This is a genomic window from Thermodesulfobacteriota bacterium (genome assembly GCA_040753795.1).
Lineage (GTDB): Bacteria > Desulfobacterota > Desulfobacteria > Desulfobacterales > Desulfosudaceae > JBFMDX01.
Genome location: JBFMDX010000020.1, coordinates 1 through 17,942 on the forward strand (window position 1 = coordinate 1; position 17,942 = coordinate 17,942).

A 17,942-nucleotide genomic window follows, 5' to 3' on the forward strand; every position below is an offset into this window, starting at 1 on the left:
CGGTTGAAACGGTTTACTTCAGCGTTTTCCATGGTATACTCCTTTCGTAGGGGCGCCCATAATTGAGCACGGGCAGGAGTATACGCTTTTAATTATTCCGCCGCGAAGCGGCTTCGTTCAACAACACGTTGGTAAGGGACCGCAAGGGGCGCCCGTTTTTTGGCTCTTACCACATTATTTTATTAACGAGTTTCTGCGGGTGGTCCGTTCCCCTTGCGGCCCCACACCGTGGACGTTGGGGTTCTCTCTCTATAACGATCAAATCGCTTGACATAATGGTACCAAAGTAGTACTATAAATTATGCCAAGAAAAATACGCCAACTTATTAAAGATCTTGAAACTGCCGGATTTGCAAACCGAGGCGGAAAAGGTAGCCACCGAAATTTTTTTCATGAAAAAGGCGTTGCCGTCACTATTTCCGGACAACTTGGCGATGATGCAAAACCTTATCAGGAAAAGATAGTCAAGAAGAAGATTGAGGAGGTCCAAAAATGAAAGAACGAGATCGTTATTTGAAAATCGTTGAATGGTCAGATGAAGATAATTGCTATGTTGGTTCTGTCCCGGGGTGGATTGGTGAGTGCTGTCACGGTAAAGACGAAGAGAAAGTATACCGCCAACTCTGCCGTATAGTTGATGATTGGATTGAGATATATAAAAAAGACGGCCGGCCACTGCCCCCATCAGCAAGTGATAAAAATTATTCAGGCAAGTTTCAACTACGTCCGGGTAGTGAACTTCACAAAGCGATAGCGATAAGGGCGTTACAGAACGGAGATAGCCTTAATAATTATTGTATAAGTGTTTTACGAAAAGCAGTAGCCCCCACAGAAAAAATCAAGGGCTAACCAGTCAGCGCAAAGGACAGCCAGGGCAGGCTTTTTTGAGCAACCGAGGGAAACTGAACATTTACCAATTTCAAACAAGTCAGAGGATGCCCTGGCTGCTTTTGGCTGCCAACGTTAGGGCTGTAAAGGGATCAGTAGTGATACCTCAATTGAGCAATCAAGATGGCATCATCCGAAACTTTATAAATGAATCTATGCTCCTCATTGATTCGCCTGGACCAGTAGCCGGAAAGCGCATGTTTTAAAGGTTCAGGTTTGCCAACACCCTCAAAAGGGCTGCGTTTAGTTTCTTTAATGAGCGTGTTGATACGGCCAAGAATTTTTTTGTCAGTTTTTTGCCAATAGATGTAATCGTCCCAGGCATGGTCGGAAAAAATGAGCTTCACTCTATAAGCGCCTTTTCTTTTCCTTTGCCATTTTCGAGTTGGGCAATAGATTCAATCAGACGTCTTGTGTTTTTCGGCGACCGTAATAGATATGCTGTTTCTTCAAGGGCTTCAAAATCCTCAAGAGACATAATAACTACAGATTCCGAGGATTTCCGTGTTACAATCATCGGCGCACGGTCCCTGCAAACTTTTTCCATTGTTTTAGCAAGGTTTTGTCTTGCTGCTGTATAGGTTATGGCTTCCATCTCATCACCTCCTGTACAATATAATGTACATATTAAAGGCGTATTGTCAATATTTTATTGCCCCGACCAGGGCCTTTAACAGGCCGCTAAAAACAGCGACTGCTAATGCCCGCCGGTAGGACGGAGCCAGCAGATTCATTTACGGCCCATTTTTTTTACTGTCCTCCCCGCGGTTCCCTTTCCGGTCCGAAGGCCTTGAAAATAATGATCAGGGCCGGGGTGAGGAAATAATCGGCCACGGCCGCCACGGTCAGGGTGACCAGGGTCAGGAACCCGAACTCGGCATAGCTGGTCATCTTTGAAAGCATGTTGATGGCAAACCCGGACAGGAGCACCACCGTGGTGATAAAAATGGACCGGCCCACGTCGTTCAAGGCCGCTTCCAGGGCCAGCCGGTAACTGCCCAGGCGCCAGAATTCCAGTCGGTAGCGCATGATAAAATGGAGGGTGTCGTCAACGGCGATGCCGATGGCGATGCTGGCGATGAGCAGCTTGACATAGTCCAGGGGGATCCCCAGCCAGCCCATGATGCCCAGGGTGACGAAGACCGGGGCCACGTTAGGGATCATGGCCAGGAGGCCGATCCGCAGGGATCCCAGGACCAGGCACATCATGATGCTGATGACCACGAAGGCCACGGAAAAGCCCATGACCTGGCTGTCGACGATATACTGGATAAGCTTGATCCACAGAAAACCCGTTCCGGTCAGGACCGGGCGCTGGGCCGGTTCCATCCCGCTTTCCAGGAAGCGGTTTAAATCATCGGTCACCTGTTTGTAGATGCTGGAGGTCAGCAGCTTGCCGTGCACCTCCAGATTCACCCGCTGCCAGTCGCTGGCGATATAGTCCCGGATTTTCTCCCCCCCGGCCATTTCATACAGGAGCAGGTACTGGGCGATGAGTTCCCGGCTTTCCGGCAGCACGTAATAGGCGGTATCTTCGTTGTGAAAAGCCTGGTTGATGTCCTTGACCAGGTCGACGATGGACATGGTCTTCATGATGATGAACGTCTCTTCGTTAACCCGGTTCTGGAACCGTTCCAGGCGTCTCAGGAATTCCGGATCGCTGACGCCGTCCGGTTCGCCGGAATCAAAGACGTAACTCAGGCCGCCGGCCCCGAGCATGACGGCATCGACATATTCGGTGTCCGTGCGGACCTTCAGCTTGGTGGACAGCTCGTTTAAAAAATTCGAATCCACCTTCAGATAGGTCATACCGACCCCGAGCAGGGCAAAGAAGATCATCCAGGCGATGGTGATTTTCCAGGGATGGCGGACATCGAAGTCGCTGAGGGCCGCGAAAAAGCGGATGGAGAAATGCCGCTGACGCATCCCGTCTCCGTCCGCCTCCGTCTCGCCCTCAATGGCGCGCACGGATGAGGACGGAACCTTGAACAGGGTCAGCACCGAGAGAAAGACGGTCACCGTCAGTACGAAGGCCGCCAGCACCCCCAGGGAGCTGTACCAGGCGAAATGCTGCAGGGATTTGATGGAAGAGACGTTGGTGGAGCCGAATCCGGCCATGTCCGTCAGCATGGTGAACAGGCAGGGCGTGCCGAGCATGAGCATGGTCTTGCGGATGGCGGCCCGCTTGTCCTTCATTTTTTTATAGTTGACCGTGTATTCCGTGAGAATGTGGACCGAACTGGCCACGCCCACGGTGATGATGGTCAGGGGCAGCATGGAGTACATGAGGTCCAGCTTCCAGCCCATCATGCCGGCAAAGGCCGTGGACACCATTACGGCCATGGTAACAACGGCCAGGGGGCCCAGGGCGCCCAGGGGACGGCGGAAAAAGAAAAAAAGCAGGCCGCCGATGACCAGGATGGCGATGAGTCCCAGGCGGGCGCTCTCCTCCCGGGTGGTGCGGTTGTAAACCGTGTTGAGGACCACGTCGCCGGTGAGGTAAAACTGGAGGCCGCCGTATTCGGGGCGGGCCAGGATGCGTTCAATGGCGTTGTTGGAGACCTCGGGATAGAGGTTGTCCGGGACCGGGCCCCGGGCCGGGTCGAAGATCAGGTCTTTTTCCTGGTCCACGGCGGATTTCTGCATGTCCATGATAATGGCCCCGTGCCGGCCGTCGGCGCTGGTCAGGGTGCCCACCAGCAGGGGCTTTTTCATGACCCGGGAGCGGATGTCCAGCAGCTCCTCCTGGCTTTGGGGAAAGGGTTCCAGCACCTCATGAATCAGCAGTTCATCACCCCGGCCTTCGATGAACTCGGCGTTGGCCAGGGAGGTGACCTCCTTGACGAAGGGGACCTCCTTTTCCAGGGTCCGGGTAAGATGGGCGATCTGTTTCATCGCCTCCAGGTCCCAGGCGCCATGCGCCTTGCCGGGAACGGTATACAGGATATAGGCAATTTCGTCGGATCCGAAATCATCCCGGAACTGGAGATATTGCGCGTAGTTGGGATCCTCCCGGGAGAAAAAGGATTCAAAGGAGGTGTCAAAGCGGACTTTGTTCAGGAAAAAAATCGAAATACCCAGCAGGGCCAGGGTAAGGATAAGGACAATCGCCCGGTGGTCATAGGTGAAGGCGCCCAGGCTTTCAAAAAACCGGGACAGTTTTTCCACCAGGGATTCAAAACGGCTGGACTTCGGTGTCAGGGCCATGGGCAAAAACCTCGCTTAAGGGAATACTCCGGTTACCACACTTGTCCCGATAAATCAAATCCTCTCAGACTTTGACATCATCGTACCGTCATTATAATAATGCTTCGAGAACGGCTCTCCCGGAGCCGGGGCATGCGTCCGGTGTTCGGAAGCTTCGCCCCCTGTGTCTTGGGGCCGCGGCCAAATCGACTCGTGAAATATCCGGGCTGATGGCGCGCCCCATATCTAAGAAATGACATTGACAGAGGAGACATTGGCCAGTGAATGCTATTGAGACGAAATACCGGGCCACCCGGATTCTGATGTGGTTCCTGACGGGCATTCTTCTTCTTGCCGGATATTATTACCGGTCGGCGGCGCTGGTCGCTTTTGCCTGCGGTTACTGGATCGTGTCCAGGAGCCCCTGGAGATACCGGGCCATCATCAACGTCGGTATTGTGTTCCATCTCGTCCAGACCGGTCTGACCATAGCCGGTCTTTTCGCCGATGTCGCGTCCGTGTCATGGCTCGACATTTTTCTGCACCCGATCACGGTGGCGTTTCTTATTATTTATTATCCGTCTCCGTACCCGGTTTCATCCAATGTCCTGGGGTTTCTGTGCCCGGCCGACTGGATGGTTTCCTGGATGGATGCTCACCCCGGGGCGTTCATCAAGTTGTCGGGCAGAGGCATTATCGGCACGGTGGAGGGCCTTTATGCCAATTCGGACGCCTTCAATGTGCTTCAGGAAGAAGGCTTCCTGGGCTTTTCTCCGGCCCGGTATATTATCGATACGGCCAGGAAAGCGGAGGTGCGGAACGGGGAGACCCTGCTGGACATCGGCTGCGGCACGGGCGGACCGGCCTGCACGCTGGCCGCTGAATTCGGCCTGACGGTGACCGGGGTGGACCTGCTGCCGTGGAACGTGGAGCGGTCCAGGGCCCTGGCCGCCGCCCGGCGACTTGACGGTGTCTGCCGGTTTCAGCAGGCCGACGCCCTTTCCCTTCCGTTTGATGACAACACCTTTGACTACGTGTTCGGGTCGGACGCCTGGTGCCATGTGCCGGAAAGGGAGAAGCTCCTCAGGGAAGCTCATCGTGTCTTAAAACCCGGAGGCACTATTTTCTTTCATGACTGGATCCAGTACCGGGGGGATTCCGAGTGCTTCCGGTTCATCTATGCCTTTCCGCACCTGGAGACCATGGACAGCTATCGGGAAAAACTTGGCCAGGCGGGTTTTGAAATCATCACCGCCGAGATGCGCAACGACGCTTTCCGGGAGCATGTCACCGACCTCCGCGCGACCCTTCGTTCGAGGAAGCGCCTGATGATCGACACCTGCGGCCGGGAACTGTATGACAACTGGGATATCGTCAGCCGCTATACGTTAAAGATGATCGAAGAGGAAAAACTGGGGTCCGGCCTGTTTATCGCCGAAAAAAAGTAAGGGACAGAGAAAAAAATCACCGGGGGTAGGTCAATATTGAGGAGAGTGTCATGAATCACTGGCTGTTTCTGATCGGCGCCATCCTGTTTGAGGTGTCCGGTACCACCTGTATGAAAATTTCCGATGGATTTGCCCGGCTGGTACCGTCCGTCCTGATGTTTGTCTTTTACGGACTGTCTTTTATCGCGTTGACATTCGCCATCAAGAAATTCGATGTCAGCGTCGCCTATGCCGTATGGTCCGGGGTGGGCACCGCCCTGATCGCGGCCATCGGGATTGTCTACTTTCGGGAACCCCTGACGGCGCTGAAAATCATCTGCACCGGCCTGATTATCGCCGGGGTCGTGGGGTTGAACTACAGCGGATCAGGGCATTGAAGCCGTAAAGTGTGCGGTTGGTACCCCGGGTTTATCCGGTAATGATTTGAATAATTTTTTTTGAGGTGTATTCACCGGTATCGGCCAGTGCGTCCGGCGGCAGAAAGGCCGGGGCGTTGGATGAATACAGGCAGGTGACCGAGGCCGGGAACTCCTCGTCCGCGGCGTAAAAAATATAACACAGCCGGATTTTCGGCAGGGGCGTAACGGTAAAGGCAAAGTCACCGCCGGCTTCCGCCGGCGGGTCGCCGCCGTTAAGCAGGTTCCGGATGACGTCGACTTTCGCGGCGATGGATTCCGCGCACGGGACCAGGGCCTGTTCCGTGCGGGCGTGAAAGGCGGCGGCGTACGGCGCGGTGTCGGCGAATTCCCGGTATGCCCGAAACGGGGTTACGACGCAGGGATCGGCGGAGGCGTGCAGGGCGTAAAGCGATATGATGATTCCCCGGGGATCCGTCACTTCCTGACCGCTGAGCGTGATTGTATCCGGTGAGACAACGCAGGATTCGCCGAAGGCCTCAAACATCAGCCGGTTCCCGTCTTTTGCGGCCGGCAGGCGGTTTTCCGGCGAGCCCGGGCCCTGCTCATACAGCTTTTTCAGATTGTTCCGGATGATTCCGGCGTAATTGCTTTCCACCATATCTCGCTCAGGTAATTATGGATAATAATCTTGACCCGACTTCGAGATTTTTATATGTAAATATCCATCCATCGGGTACGGTTATCTTACACGGATTTCGCTCTTCGGCAAATGATTTTCAAATTCCAGACCGTTTCATGGGGGGATCATCATTCAGGAGCGGAAACCCGGGCACAGGGCCGTATTCCGCTGAGGTGGTAAACGGGAGAATCAGTAATACGGTTGGAGGGGAAAAAATGGGAGTGCAAGTCAAGGGAACGGTCCTGCTGGACCTGGTCAAGCAGGTCCGGGTGGCCAAGGATAAAAACTGGGGGCAGTACCTGACGCCCCAGGACATGGAACTGGTTAACAGTGAAATCATGACCTCCTCCTGGTACCCGGATGATTTCTTCTATCGGCTGTCGCTGGCGGTGTACAAGGTCGTGGGCGAGTCCAGCCTCGAGGCCTGTTTCGCCTATGGCCAGCTGACGGCCCACAGCATGGCGGATATTTACCGCAACGTTTTCGCGCAAGGGGACCCGGCCACCACTATCGAGCGGTTCATGACCCGCCGTAAGTCCTTTTTCAGCACCGATTACCAGGACGCGGAGCGAAATCAGGTGGCCAGGGAGGATCGGCGGGTAACCATTTTCATGATCACGGACAAGAAGATCCGCGGTACCGAGGTGTCCGACGTGATCATGTATTCCATTATGGGCGCCAGCCATGAGCTGGCCAAAATCGTGGGCGCCCGCAACGTCAAATCGAAACTGACCAAGGTCCGGGACGGGTACGAAATCGTCATCCAGTGGGATTGACGAACAAACCGGTGCCTTTTTAACGAAGACAGGAAACACTTTTCCGGGATATCTCAGGAGGCACTATGAGCGTTCAGGTAAAGGGGACGATTCTGGTGGACCTGGTCAAGCAGGTCCGGGTGGCCAAGGACAAAAACTGGGGGCAATATCTGACGCCGGAGGACATGGCCCTGGTGAACGGTGAAATCCTGACTTCGGCCTGGTATCCGGATGCTTTTTTTTACCGGCTTTCCCTGGCCGTTTACAAGGTTATCGGCGGGTCGAGTACGGAAGCCTGTTTCGCCTACGGTCAACTGACGGCGCATAACATGATCGAGGTCTATAAGAATATTCTGGTTCAGGGCGATCCGGCCTCGACCATCGAACGGTTTGTCACCCGCCGGCAGTCCTTCTTCAGCACGGAGTACCAGGATGCCGAGAAAAATCATGTGGAAAAAGGAGTTAACCGGATAACCCTATACAGCCTCGCGGAAAAGAAAATCCGGAACACCGAGGTGGAAGTCGTCATCGTGTACTCCCTGCTCGGGATCATTCATGAACTGGCGGTTATTGCCGGGGGCAAAAATGTCGGCTCCCATCTGGAAAAGAAGGATGACCAGTACGCGCTCACGGTTCAGTGGAAATAAGGGCGTAGTAGATTTCGATGGGATGGCAGACCCGGACATCGGCCTTCCCGTGTTTTGACAGCAATCCGGCCAGCTGGATCATGCAGGCCGGACAGGCCGTGGCCGCCATCCGGGCGCCGGTCTCGATGATATGGTCGAGCTTGGCCCGGCCGATTTCTTCCGACAGCCCGCCGTGGGCAAGACCGAACCCGCCGCCCATACCGCAGCAGGCGTCCGCTCCCCTCATTTCCACCAGTTTGTAGTTCGGATTGGCGGTAATCAGCCGCCGGGGGGCCTGGAATACCCCCAGGGATTTTTTCAGATGGCAGGGATCATGATAAGTCACCGGGATAGCGGCGGCGTCCGGAGAAGGCGGGCCGTCCGTCAGGCGGGAGGCAATCAGTCCGGTGATGTCGGTGACCTTTCCGGCAATCTCCCGGATCCGGGCGGACTGCGGATCCTGTCCGTCGACCATCATGGGCCAGACTTTTTTTATGGTAAAAGCGCAGGTGGCGCAGGCCGTAACCAAGCGGTCAAAGGGCGTTTTCCCAAATTGCGTCAGGTTGTGGGACAGCAGTCGGCGGAAGGAGACACCGTCTCCTGCGGACAGCGCGGGAATGCCGCAGCAGCCTTCCGTTTCCGGCAGTATGATGGTGTATCCATGGTGTTTCAACGCCTGAAGGGAGGCCGTCGCCACCCGGGGGAAGATTTTGTCGATCAGGCAGCCGGTGAAAAAGAGGACGGTTTCGCCCCTTGCCGGGTGACGAGGCGTCAGGTTTCCGTGGGGTTGCCGGTGGAAAGGCACCGGCGCCAGGGGGAGGATATGGCGCCCGGCCAGCAGCGGGGAAATAAATGCCCGGGCCCGGCGGGTTTCCGGTCGGGTTCCGCTGTCCCGCAGGAAGAGGCTCTGGATCCCGCCCGCCAGATCAGCAACCCGATTGAACCGGGCAGGTTTTGCCAGCAGCCGGCGGAAGAGCATTTTTTTGACCGGAGACAACCCCAGGTATTCCGTCAGGAGAACGCGGGCTTTTAAAAAAACTTCCAGGGTGCGGACGCCATTGGGACAGACGCCGGCACACCCTCCGCAGAGCAGGCAGCGGTCCAGCCGGTCCCGCACGCTTTCGGCGTTTCGGACCACATCCGCCATGACGCCTTCCAGGACGGCGATTTTGCCCCGGGCGGTGTCCTTTTCCAGCCTTGTCAGGGGATAAATCGGACAGGCGGCCAGGCAGACCCCACACTGCCGGCAGACGGCGGTTTGCCGCTCCAGGGACCTGGCCATTTGCGCCAGTTGTTGAATGTGTTTCATGCTGTTGCCCGTCCCGTTGTTTAATTCGTTCGCTTCACTCTACACAAGAAAGGCGCTTCCGGCAACCCGGGAATGGCGACGGCACTGCCATGGCTTGACAAATGCGGGGATTGCTTTAAATTGGGAACATCCCGGGTACTTCATAACCTCACATGGGAATTTAAAGCCCGATGAAAACGAATGATCATGACGCGGAAACCGCCATCGGCACAATGACGGATATCTGTCCGGTCAGCGGCTTGAAGATTACCCGCAAGCCGGAATGGACCAATATACCGCTTACGGAAGCGTACACGGTCACCTTTGAGATTATCGGCGATCGGATTCTTTACACCATACCTTTCGGGATCTGTGGCGACGAGGGGGTGGCAGCCCTGTTCAATGCCAGGGAAAAGGTGATCAGGCATATGATCGGTGCCGGCGGAAAATGCGTGGAATTGAGAAATTACGCCGGGGTCAGAGACAGGCCTAACCGGGCGGCCAGAAAACAGATGGTAAGAGGAGTCCGGTCCGGAGCGGATTTTCTTCTGGGAATGATCGTTTTCAATGTCCCCCCGGTGATAAGTATTGTCGCCAGAATGGGTATGCGGCTGTACCGGTTTCCTTTCCATGTGTCCATCGCCGCCGATTATGCCGAGGCGGTCACCCGGGCACTGGATTTGTTGGGTCGCAACAGCACCGGCGGACATGACGCTGAAACATTATCCGAAGTAAGGGGGGCGTCGGGAGCGGATGATGCGTTTAAGCCGTATGTCGATGAACTGGTCAATTACATCGGCCGCATCAACTGGGAAAATGATGAGATCGCCACTCGGGACGTGCAGGGGGACGGCCACCCCTTTCAGCCGGTTTTTGAGGCCATTGATCTGCTCAAGGTGGATCTGGACGACCTTATCAACGAACGGGAGCAGACGCTTAAGAATCTGCTGGAAAGAAACGAGGAACACCGTCGGACGGAAGAAGCCCTTATGATGTTTCGCCGTTTTGCCGAGGCCTCTGGTGAGGGCCTGGGCTGGTCTGATTTGGACGGACGGATCGTTTACGTGAACCAGACCATGTGCCGCATCCTGGGCGAAACCGATCCGGCCACGGCTGTGGGCAGGCCGGTCACCAGTTATTATGACCGGGAAACGCGAAGGAAACTGGTCCATGAAATAACGCCTCAGATCATGAAACAGGGGGAGTGGAAGGGCGAATTGCTCCTGAAGAGGGAAAACGGAGAACAGCTGCCGACCCTTAACGATTTGTTTCTCATTCGGGATGAAACCGGTCAGCCGCTTTATCATGCCATTATCGCCCAGGATATTTCCGATTTAAAACGGGCGGAGCAGGCCCTGAAGAAGAGCGAGGAACAGTACCGGGTCCTCTACGAGTATGCCGGAGACGCCATATTCGTGGCCCAGGACGGCGTCATCAAGTTTCCCAACCTCAAGGGCCAGGCCATGTTCGGTTATAACCGGGAGGAGCTGGCGAAAGACCCGTTTCTGGAACGGATTCACCCGGAAGATCGCCAAATGGTTCTGGAAAGATACGCGCGGCGCCTGAAGGGAGACGCCAGCGATCAGACCTATTCTTTCCGGATTTTCAATAAAGCAGGTGAGATGATATGGGTGCAGATTACCAGTGTCCCGATCGAGTGGGAAGGCCGTCCGGGAGCGCTGATTTTCATGCGGGACATCACCCATCTAAAGACCATGGAAGAACAGCTCCGCCAGAAGTATAAGATGGAGGCGGTCGGCACCCTGGCCGGTGGAATCGCCCACGATTTTAATAATATTCTGGCCGGCATCATGGGATATACGGACGTCATCGCCGGGCAGACGCCCTCGGACACGGCCGCTTACCGGAACCTGACCCAGATCCGCAAGGCGGTCATGCGGGCCAGGGGGTTGGTCAAGCAACTGCTGGCCTTCAGCCGCTCAGCCGAACAGGACTACAGCGCCGTGGACATGGGGCCGATTGTAAGCGAGGCGCTGGAAATGATCCGCGCCATGGCGCCCCCTTCGGTAACGGTGGAGGAAAAGATCATGACCAACGGCTGCATGGTCTACGCCAACCCGGTCCAGATCCACGCCATCGTGCTGAACCTCTGCCACAACGCGTTTCAGGCCATGGCGGACGGCGGCACGCTGGAAGTGGTTCTGGACAAAACTGATCCGGAGCCCATTCCCATGGATGGGGCGGTTTCCGACGCTTTTGCGAACCGATACTGCCGCCTGGTTGTCCGTGACACGGGCAAAGGCATGACGACCGACGTCAGGGAACGGGTATTCGAACCCTATTTTACCACCCGGCCGCCGGGGCAGGGTACGGGCCTGGGGCTTTCCGTGGTCCACGGGGTGGTGACTAACCTTGGCGGTACCATTACGGTGGAAAGCAACCCGGGCGCGGGGACCACCTTCCGCATCCTTTTCCCCGTGATGAAGGGGGCTGGGAAATGACGCCGGCGGATACGGTTACACGCCGCCGACAATGGCGAAGGTCGGGTTGCCGCAGCGCTGCAGAACGGTGGAGCTGACCCCGCCGAGCAGCATCTCCTTTAAGGCGGTTCGTCCTTTCCGGCCCATGATCACCAGGTTGTAGTCCTCGGTCTCGATGTCCCCGATAATCTCTTCAGCCGGGATGCCGATGCGGACTTTCGTCTGGATCAGGTCTTCCCGGATACCGGCTTCCTGGAGCATCTGTCTGCCTTTATCGAGGATATCGTGGGCCTCGATTTCCGGGTCGATTCCCATGCGCAGCCGTTCCATGTGGAGGGCGACGTTGATGACCCTCAGGAGGGTGATACCGCCCAGGGCGTCCTTCAGACCCGCCGCCAGGCAGGCCGCGTGCTCCAGCCCTTTGATGGAATAGGGAGAACCGTCTACCGGGACCAGTATCCGGGGGATGGGACAGGCCGCCCTCTCCAGGGTCCTGTATCCGACGACATAGACCGTATGCCCGTAGGCGGCATAGATGACCTTGTTCGTCACGCTGCCCAGGGCGGCGCCGCGGCGTGCTGTGATTCCCCGGCGGGCCATCATGATGGTCGTGTAGTTTCCTTCCGTGGCCACCCGGATGATCTCGTTGGCGGCGTCTCCGTCGGTCACCAGCGTGGTGACGGCGGCATCCGTTCCCAGCTCTCTGAGAACTTTTTCCATGTCGTCAAGCAGCGGCCGGATGGTCTGGTTGACATGCTCTTCCCTGACCCGCCTGAACACCTCTGAGTTCTTCAGAAGATCCGCGGCCCGGTAATCCACGTTGGCCAGATGGCGGCTGATATAGCCGCCGGCAATGACCCGCAGCAGGGTGATACCCGCAAGCCCTTTTCCGAGAAATGATCCCAGGCATCCGGAAAACAGTACCGCTCTCTTGGAGTCGTCACTCCCGTCTACGGGAAGCAGAATCTTGGGTATGGGACAGGCTAATTGCATAATCGTTCTCCTTGCATTTTAATAGGCGACCAGCAGCCAGACATTGGCAATGGCTACGGATATGATCATATACAGGAAAGCGTACTTCATGAACGAAAAGAAACTGATCTTGTGCCCGGCGGCTTCGGCGATACCCACGGTGACCACGTTGGCGCTGGCGCCGATCATGGTGCCGTTGCCGCCGAAACAGGCGCCCAGGGCCAGGGCCCACCAGAGGACATTGGATTCCGCGCCCGGGATGACCTTGGTCAGATAGGCGGTGATGGGCAGCATGGTGGCGGTGAAGGGAATGTTGTCGACAAAGGCGCTCATAATGGCCGAAACCCAGAGAATGAGGCAGATGGCGATGGTCAGGTTACCCTGGGACAGGTTCAGCACCCAGTCGGCGATGACCGACAGCAGGCCGGCCTCTTCAACCGCGCCGACGATGACGAACAGGAAGATGAAGAAGAGCAGGGTGGTCCATTCAATGTCCTTTTCGATCAGGTGCAGCATGTCCACCTTTTTGGTCAGGATGGCGTAGGTAAACAGGAGCCCGGCGCCGAACAGGGCGGGGATGCAGACCTCCATATGCCAGAAACCGTGGGTGATAAAGAAGGAGACCACCAGGGCCATGATGAACAGGCCGTATCCCAGCAGGGTCTTGTCGGTGATTTTATACTCTTCTTTTAAAAAGGCGATGAAACCGTCGATGTCTTCCACCTTGGCATTGGCATAGGCCTTGCCGTAAAAGAACCGGTTATAGAAGGCCAGTGCCGCCATGGCGACGACGCAGATAAGGGTCAGGTTGGTGACAAACTGCATGAAGGAAAGCCCGGTGTAGGAACCGATCATGATGTTGGGCGGATCGCCGATAAGGGTGGCGGTACCGCCGACGTTGGACGCCATAATCCCCGGAATCAGGAGGGCCAGCGGCGAGATCTTGAGGGCCAGGGCGATTTCGATCAGCACCGGGGTGTAAAGGAGCATGGTGGTGACGTTGTCCAGAAATGCCGAGGTGACGGCGATGAAGAACATGGAGATGATGGCCAGGGCCATGACATTGCCCCGGGCGATCTTGAAGGACATGTAGGCGCACCACTGGAAAACGCCGGTGTGCTTGAGTACCCCCACGATGATCATCATCCCCATGAGCAGGAAGATGACGTTCATGTCGATGGATTCCATGGCCCGTTCAAAGGAGATGATGTGATAGTCGTGATTGAGGGTGCCGAAGGTATAGGTCAGCAGGAGCATGAGGGCCGCCCCCAGCATGGCCGCCATGGTCCGGTGGAGCAGTTCGAAGGATATCAGGGCGTAGGCGAGCAGAAAGACGATGGTGGCGATCCAGAAGGCCGGGCCGATGGACCGGGGCATTTCCTTGTCCTTGACGGCATAGAAACTGCCGTCTTTACGGGCGAAGTCCTCGGCCGTAAAATCAATGGTGGTCGAGCGGTAGCTCGTCTTGGACAGGGCCAGCTGGATTCTGGCCGTATCGATGGTCCCCGGCGGAACATCGAACGCCAGTTTATAGACGCCGTGGGATGATGTTTCGGTTTGCTCAACTTCCCGGTGCTCGACGATAAGCGGATGGGGCTCGCCGTTAATCAACACCCCCACTTCCGCCTCCCTGACAGGCTCCTTGTGGGAATCGAGGATTTCACCGGAAATAAAAACTTTTTCCATCCCTGAAGGCGCTTCCGAAGCGGCGGACACGTTGAAACAGGGAATCAGAAGCAGCGCGGCCAGCAATCCCAGACTGAACGAAAAGAGCAAACGGTTTTTCATAATTCCTCCCATAAACCCATAAAAATATTGTCAAAGCGTAAAAGAGAGTACCCGGGTCTCTTGTGCGCTGCAACGGCGTCGCCGGTTTCCTTCCGACGTTTTTTATATGCTTCTATCAAGTCTTTTATCTATACAGGAAAGGCGGTTCATGTCAAGGAGGGAAAGGCCGGATCATCACCGGACTTTCCGGCGCGTGTTGAACCACACGGCGGCCGTGGAGCAGGGGAGCGGCAGGCGGGTCAGACTGCCCGGGCGGGCTGGTAGGCGCAGAGGGGCTCTTCCGCCAGAAAGTCGCCGGTGGCCTCAAACGCCCTGGCCCGGCATCCGCCGCAGACGTTCTTGAACTCGCAGCGGCCGCACTTGCCTTCGAGATTGGAAAAGTCGCGAAGTTTGAGGAAGATCTCCGAATGGCGCCAGATGTCTCCAAAGGCGTCCCGGGTGACGTCGCCGCAGTTGAGTTCCAGAAAGCCGCAGGGCTGGACAATGCCGACATGGGAGATGAAGCAGAAGGCGGTACCCCCCAGGCAGCCCCGGGTGACGGCGTCCAGGCCGTGGGTCTGGAAGGACAGGGAGACGCCTTCCTGCCGGGTCCGCTGGCGCAGGATCCGGTAATACTGGGGGGCGCAGGTGGCTTTCAACTGGAGAGCGGTGGTTTTGGTGCGGTCGTAAAACCAGTTCAGGGTGTTTTCATAGTCGGCCGCGGAAATGGCCTGCTCGGCCATTTCCCGTCCCCGTCCCGTGGGAACCAGCAGAAAGATGTGGTGGGCCACGGCCCCGATCGTTTCCGCCAGTTCCATGATGCGCGGGATTTCGTCCAGGTTGCGGCTGGTGATGGTGGTGTTTAACTGAAATTCGATTCCGGCTTCAGCGGCCAGCCGGGCGCCGCCCAGGGCGCCGTCATAGGCGCCGGGCACGCCCCGGAAGGCGTCATGGCTTTGGGCGGTGGCGCCGTCGATGCTGATGCTGATTCGTCGGATGCCCGCGTCGGCCATGCGGCGGGCGTTTTCTCCGGTGATGAGGGTGCCGTTGGGGGCCATGACCATGCGCAGCCCCCGGTCGGTTCCATGCCGGGCGATGGTGAAAATATCTTCCCGCAGCAGGGGCTCACCGCCGGTCAGGATGACGATGGGAGACCCGGTTTCCGCGATCTGGTCCACCAGCCTCAGGCTGGCATCCGTATCCAGCTCGCCGGTAAAAGCCGCGCCTCTGCCGGCGGAGGCCCGGCAGTGCAGACAGGACAGGTTGCAGTTGCGGGTCGTTTCCCAGGCGACCAGCCTCAGCTCGGCCGCCCCCGGTTTTTCCGCGATATGGCCCGGATGGGGAGACATGGCCTACCGGCCCTTGGCCACCAGGATGGCGGCGGCCGTTTTGGCAAAATAGGTCAGGATCATGTCGGCGCCGGCGCGCTTGATGGACAGGAGCGATTCCATCATGGCCTTTTCGCCGTCCAGCCAGCCCAGCTGTTCGGCGGCCTTGATCATGGCGTACTCGCCGCTGACGTTGTAGGCGGCCACCGGCAGATCGATCTCATCGCGCACCCGGGTGATGACGTCCAGGTAGGGCAGGGCGGGCTTGACCATGATGATGTCCGCCCCCTCCTCCACGTCCATGGAGGCCTCCCGGATGGCCTCCCGGACATTGGCCGGGTCCATCTGGTAGGTCTTGCGGTCCCCGGATTTCGGGGCCGAATCGGCCGCCTGGCGGAAGGGGCCGTAAAAGGAGGAACAGTACTTGACGGCGTAGGACATGATGGGAACCTGGTCAAAGCCGTTGTCGTCAAGAGCGTTGCGGATCTCCGCCACCCGCCCGTCCATCATATCGGACGGGGCCACCATGTCGGCGCCGGCCTTGGCGTGGGACAGGGCCGCTTTGGCGATCAGATCCAGGCTGGCGTCATTGTCGACCCGGCCGTTTTCCACCACGCCGCAATGGCCGTGGTCCGTGTACTGACACAGGCAGACATCGGTGATGACCAGCATTTCCGGGACCTTGTTTTTCACTTCCCGGACCGCTTTCTGGACGATGCCGTCCTTGGCATAGGCACCGGTGCCGAGAGCGTCCTTGTGGTCGGGAACACCGAAGATCATGATGGCCGGTATGCCCAGTTCGGCGGTCTGCCTGGCCTCGACCACCAGGTTGTCAATGGAGAGCTGATAATGACCGGGCATGGAAGGAATGGCGTTCTTGACGTTTTTGCCGCCGGTCACAAACAGCGGCAGGATGAGGTCGTCCACGGCCAGGGCGGTCTCGCGGATCATGCGGCGGAAGGACTCGTTCTGTCTTAACCGCCTGGGGCGGTAGTCGGGGAAAAGCATGGTGCCTCCTTATTTTAATCCGATTTCCTCATCGGTCAGGTAACAGGCCGGGTCCGGCGCCCACAGGTCTCCGGAAAAGGCTTCGGCGCGGACCCGGAAATTTCCGGCGCAGACATCCAGCCAGCGGCATCGCGCGCAGCGGCCCTGGACATGTTTGGCCTTTTCTTTGAGTTTGCCCATGAGCGGTTCGCTGGTGTCGCTCCAGATCTCGGAAAACGGCCGCCGGCGGACATTGCCGAAGCTGTAATGCCGCCAGAACTGGTCGGCGTAGACTTCACCGTCCCAGCCGACGCAGCCGATCCCCCGGCCGGAGCTGTTGCCTTCGTTCATTTTCAGCAGGTCCAGGACCTCGGCGGCCCGGGCCGGATCTTCCCGGAGCAGCCGCAGATAGATATACGGGCCGTCGGCGTGATTGTCAACGGTCAGGACTTCCTTGGGCTTGCCCCGGTCATGCAGGTCCCGGGTCCGGTCCAGGATCAGGTCCACGGCCCGGCGGGTTTCCGTCAGGGAAAGGTCGCTGGCGATCATGGACGAACCGCGGCCGGCGTAAACCAGGTGATAGAAACAGATCCGGGGAATGTCGTGCTGCTCCACCAGATCGAACATTTCGGCGATTTCGGTCGCGTTGAATTTGTTGATGGTAAACCGCAGGCCGACCTTGATGCCCGCCTGCCGGCAGTTTTCAATACCCTTCATGGCGTCGTCGAAGGCCCCGGTCACGCCGCGGAACTCATCGTTGACCGCTGGCCCGCCGTCCAGGCTGATGCCCACGTAGGACAGTCCGATTTCCTTGAGTACGGCGGCTTTCTCCCGGTCGATGAGGGTGCCGTTGGTGGAGATGACGGCCCGCATGCCCTTACCGATGGCGTAGGCCGCCAGTTCCGGCAGGTCTTCCCGCATGAGGGGTTCGCCGCCGGAGAAGAGCAGCACCGGTGCCTTGAAGGCCGCCAGATCGTCGATCAGGCGCCGGCCTTCCGCCGTGGTCAGTTCGTTCTCGTCGGGCCGAGTGGTGGCATGGGCGTAACAGTGCCGGCACTTGAGGTTGCAGCGACGGGTGATATTCCAGACGACCACGGGTTTCTTGTCCATGGAAAACTGCAGCAGGTGCGAGGGCAGGTCTTCGGAACGCCGGCCGTAACGGAGCGCGTCGGACGGTTCGGCGGTACCGCAGTAGAGTTTGGAAATGCCGATCATAAA

17 protein-coding genes are annotated in these 17,942 nt (G+C 57.5%); 7 read left to right on the forward strand and 10 right to left on the reverse strand.

Annotated features, from left to right (window positions below; genetic code table 11):
• Positions 1 to 301: 301 nt before the first annotated feature.
• Positions 302 to 496: a type II toxin-antitoxin system HicA family toxin gene (locus tag AB1724_17365; GenBank protein MEW6079579.1), complete on the forward strand. Its 195-nt coding sequence runs from the start codon at positions 302 to 304 to the stop codon at positions 494 to 496.
• Positions 493 to 849, forward strand: coding sequence for a toxin-antitoxin system HicB family antitoxin (locus AB1724_17370; GenBank protein ID MEW6079580.1), 357 nt, complete (start codon positions 493 to 495; stop codon positions 847 to 849). The genes AB1724_17365 and AB1724_17370 overlap by 4 nt, the downstream gene beginning before the upstream one ends.
• Before the next feature lie 131 nt (positions 850 to 980).
• Here AB1724_17370 and AB1724_17375 read toward each other — a convergent pair whose 3' ends face one another.
• From AB1724_17375 to AB1724_17385, 3 genes are all read right to left on the reverse strand, one after another.
• Positions 981 to 1,235 (reverse strand): Txe/YoeB family addiction module toxin, encoded by a 255-nt coding sequence (locus AB1724_17375; protein MEW6079581.1) that lies wholly within the window; start codon positions 1,233 to 1,235, stop codon positions 981 to 983.
• Positions 1,232 to 1,483, reverse strand: a complete 252-nt coding sequence (locus tag AB1724_17380) for a type II toxin-antitoxin system prevent-host-death family antitoxin (GenBank protein MEW6079582.1) — start codon at positions 1,481 to 1,483, stop codon at positions 1,232 to 1,234. Before AB1724_17380 ends, AB1724_17375 begins: the two co-directional genes overlap by 4 nt.
• 155 nt (positions 1,484 to 1,638) lie before the next feature.
• Positions 1,639 to 4,095 carry an MMPL family transporter gene (locus AB1724_17385; GenBank protein ID MEW6079583.1) on the reverse strand — a complete coding sequence of 819 codons (2,457 nt, stop codon included), beginning with the start codon at positions 4,093 to 4,095 and terminating at the stop codon, positions 1,639 to 1,641.
• A 260-nt stretch (positions 4,096 to 4,355) separates the two neighbouring features.
• Between AB1724_17385 and AB1724_17390 the strand changes: the two genes are divergently transcribed.
• Both AB1724_17390 and AB1724_17395 read left to right on the forward strand, forming a co-directional pair.
• A complete protein-coding gene (locus AB1724_17390; GenBank protein ID MEW6079584.1) occupies positions 4,356 to 5,522 on the forward strand; it encodes a methyltransferase domain-containing protein in 1,167 nt (388 codons plus the stop codon).
• Positions 5,523 to 5,572: 50 nt separating this feature from the next.
• Positions 5,573 to 5,899 carry a multidrug efflux SMR transporter gene (locus AB1724_17395; protein MEW6079585.1) on the forward strand — a complete coding sequence of 109 codons (327 nt, stop codon included), beginning with the start codon at positions 5,573 to 5,575 and terminating at the stop codon, positions 5,897 to 5,899.
• A gap of 31 nt (positions 5,900 to 5,930) precedes the next feature.
• Here AB1724_17395 and AB1724_17400 read toward each other — a convergent pair whose 3' ends face one another.
• Complete coding sequence (locus tag AB1724_17400; GenBank protein ID MEW6079586.1) at positions 5,931 to 6,539, reverse strand: DUF3786 domain-containing protein; 609 nt, start codon at positions 6,537 to 6,539, stop codon at positions 5,931 to 5,933.
• A gap of 236 nt (positions 6,540 to 6,775) precedes the next feature.
• Between AB1724_17400 and AB1724_17405 the strand changes: the two genes are divergently transcribed.
• Together AB1724_17405 and AB1724_17410 are read left to right on the forward strand one after the other, a co-directional pair.
• Entirely contained in the window at positions 6,776 to 7,336 is a 561-nt protein-coding gene (locus AB1724_17405) for a hypothetical protein (GenBank protein MEW6079587.1), read from the forward strand.
• A gap of 65 nt (positions 7,337 to 7,401) precedes the next feature.
• A complete protein-coding gene (locus AB1724_17410; GenBank protein MEW6079588.1) occupies positions 7,402 to 7,962 on the forward strand; it encodes a hypothetical protein in 561 nt (186 codons plus the stop codon).
• On the opposite strand, the gene AB1724_17415 is transcribed toward AB1724_17410, so the two are convergent.
• Positions 7,943 to 9,250, reverse strand: coding sequence for a (Fe-S)-binding protein (locus AB1724_17415; protein MEW6079589.1), 1,308 nt, complete (start codon positions 9,248 to 9,250; stop codon positions 7,943 to 7,945). The genes AB1724_17410 and AB1724_17415 overlap by 20 nt on opposite strands.
• Positions 9,251 to 9,420: 170 nt before the next feature.
• On the opposite strand from AB1724_17415, the gene AB1724_17420 reads away from it, so the two are divergent.
• Complete coding sequence (locus tag AB1724_17420) at positions 9,421 to 11,691, forward strand: PAS domain S-box protein (GenBank protein ID MEW6079590.1); 2,271 nt, start codon at positions 9,421 to 9,423, stop codon at positions 11,689 to 11,691.
• A 15-nt stretch (positions 11,692 to 11,706) separates the two neighbouring features.
• Here AB1724_17420 and AB1724_17425 read toward each other — a convergent pair whose 3' ends face one another.
• The 5 genes from AB1724_17425 to ahbC all read right to left on the reverse strand — a co-directional run bounded on the left by AB1724_17425 (position 11,707) and on the right by ahbC (position 17,939).
• The gene (locus tag AB1724_17425; GenBank protein ID MEW6079591.1) at positions 11,707 to 12,663 is read right to left on the reverse strand and encodes a universal stress protein; all 957 of its coding nucleotides are present in this window, start codon (positions 12,661 to 12,663) and stop codon (positions 11,707 to 11,709) included.
• 18 nt (positions 12,664 to 12,681) lie between these two features.
• The gene (locus tag AB1724_17430; GenBank protein MEW6079592.1) at positions 12,682 to 14,430 is read right to left on the reverse strand and encodes an ArsB/NhaD family transporter; all 1,749 of its coding nucleotides are present in this window, start codon (positions 14,428 to 14,430) and stop codon (positions 12,682 to 12,684) included.
• A 239-nt stretch (positions 14,431 to 14,669) separates the two neighbouring features.
• Positions 14,670 to 15,758, reverse strand: coding sequence for a heme b synthase (gene ahbD, locus AB1724_17435; protein ID MEW6079593.1), 1,089 nt, complete (start codon positions 15,756 to 15,758; stop codon positions 14,670 to 14,672).
• 3 nt (positions 15,759 to 15,761) lie between these two features.
• Positions 15,762 to 16,745 (reverse strand): porphobilinogen synthase, encoded by a 984-nt coding sequence (gene hemB / locus AB1724_17440; GenBank protein MEW6079594.1) that lies wholly within the window; start codon positions 16,743 to 16,745, stop codon positions 15,762 to 15,764.
• Positions 16,746 to 16,754: 9 nt separating this feature from the next.
• Complete coding sequence (gene ahbC, locus AB1724_17445) at positions 16,755 to 17,939, reverse strand: 12,18-didecarboxysiroheme deacetylase (protein ID MEW6079595.1); 1,185 nt, start codon at positions 17,937 to 17,939, stop codon at positions 16,755 to 16,757.
• Between the last annotated feature and the right edge of the window lie 3 nt (positions 17,940 to 17,942).

Excerpts from the sequence above, each read along its gene's own strand:
- AB1724_17430 (MEW6079592.1), bottom strand. The coding sequence starts at position 14,430 with ATGAAAAACCGTTTGCTCTTTTCGTTCAGTCTGGGATTGCTGGCCGCG.
- AB1724_17410 (MEW6079588.1), top strand. The coding sequence starts at position 7,402 with ATGAGCGTTCAGGTAAAGGGGACGATTCTGGTGGACCTGGTCAAGCAG.
- AB1724_17405 (MEW6079587.1), top strand. The coding sequence starts at position 6,776 with ATGGGAGTGCAAGTCAAGGGAACGGTCCTGCTGGACCTGGTCAAGCAG.
- ahbC (MEW6079595.1), bottom strand. The coding sequence starts at position 17,939 with ATGATCGGCATTTCCAAACTCTACTGCGGTACCGCCGAACCGTCCGAC.
- AB1724_17400 (MEW6079586.1), bottom strand. The coding sequence starts at position 6,539 with ATGGTGGAAAGCAATTACGCCGGAATCATCCGGAACAATCTGAAAAAG.
- AB1724_17370 (MEW6079580.1), top strand. The coding sequence starts at position 493 with ATGAAAGAACGAGATCGTTATTTGAAAATCGTTGAATGGTCAGATGAA.
- AB1724_17415 (MEW6079589.1), bottom strand. The coding sequence starts at position 9,250 with ATGAAACACATTCAACAACTGGCGCAAATGGCCAGGTCCCTGGAGCGG.
- hemB (MEW6079594.1), bottom strand. The coding sequence starts at position 16,745 with ATGCTTTTCCCCGACTACCGCCCCAGGCGGTTAAGACAGAACGAGTCC.
- AB1724_17385 (MEW6079583.1), bottom strand. The coding sequence starts at position 4,095 with ATGGCCCTGACACCGAAGTCCAGCCGTTTTGAATCCCTGGTGGAAAAA.
- AB1724_17395 (MEW6079585.1), top strand. The coding sequence starts at position 5,573 with ATGAATCACTGGCTGTTTCTGATCGGCGCCATCCTGTTTGAGGTGTCC.
- AB1724_17365 (MEW6079579.1), top strand. The coding sequence starts at position 302 with ATGCCAAGAAAAATACGCCAACTTATTAAAGATCTTGAAACTGCCGGA.
- AB1724_17425 (MEW6079591.1), bottom strand. The coding sequence starts at position 12,663 with ATGCAATTAGCCTGTCCCATACCCAAGATTCTGCTTCCCGTAGACGGG.
- ahbD (MEW6079593.1), bottom strand. The coding sequence starts at position 15,758 with ATGTCTCCCCATCCGGGCCATATCGCGGAAAAACCGGGGGCGGCCGAG.
- AB1724_17380 (MEW6079582.1), bottom strand. The coding sequence starts at position 1,483 with ATGGAAGCCATAACCTATACAGCAGCAAGACAAAACCTTGCTAAAACA.
- AB1724_17420 (MEW6079590.1), top strand. The coding sequence starts at position 9,421 with ATGAAAACGAATGATCATGACGCGGAAACCGCCATCGGCACAATGACG.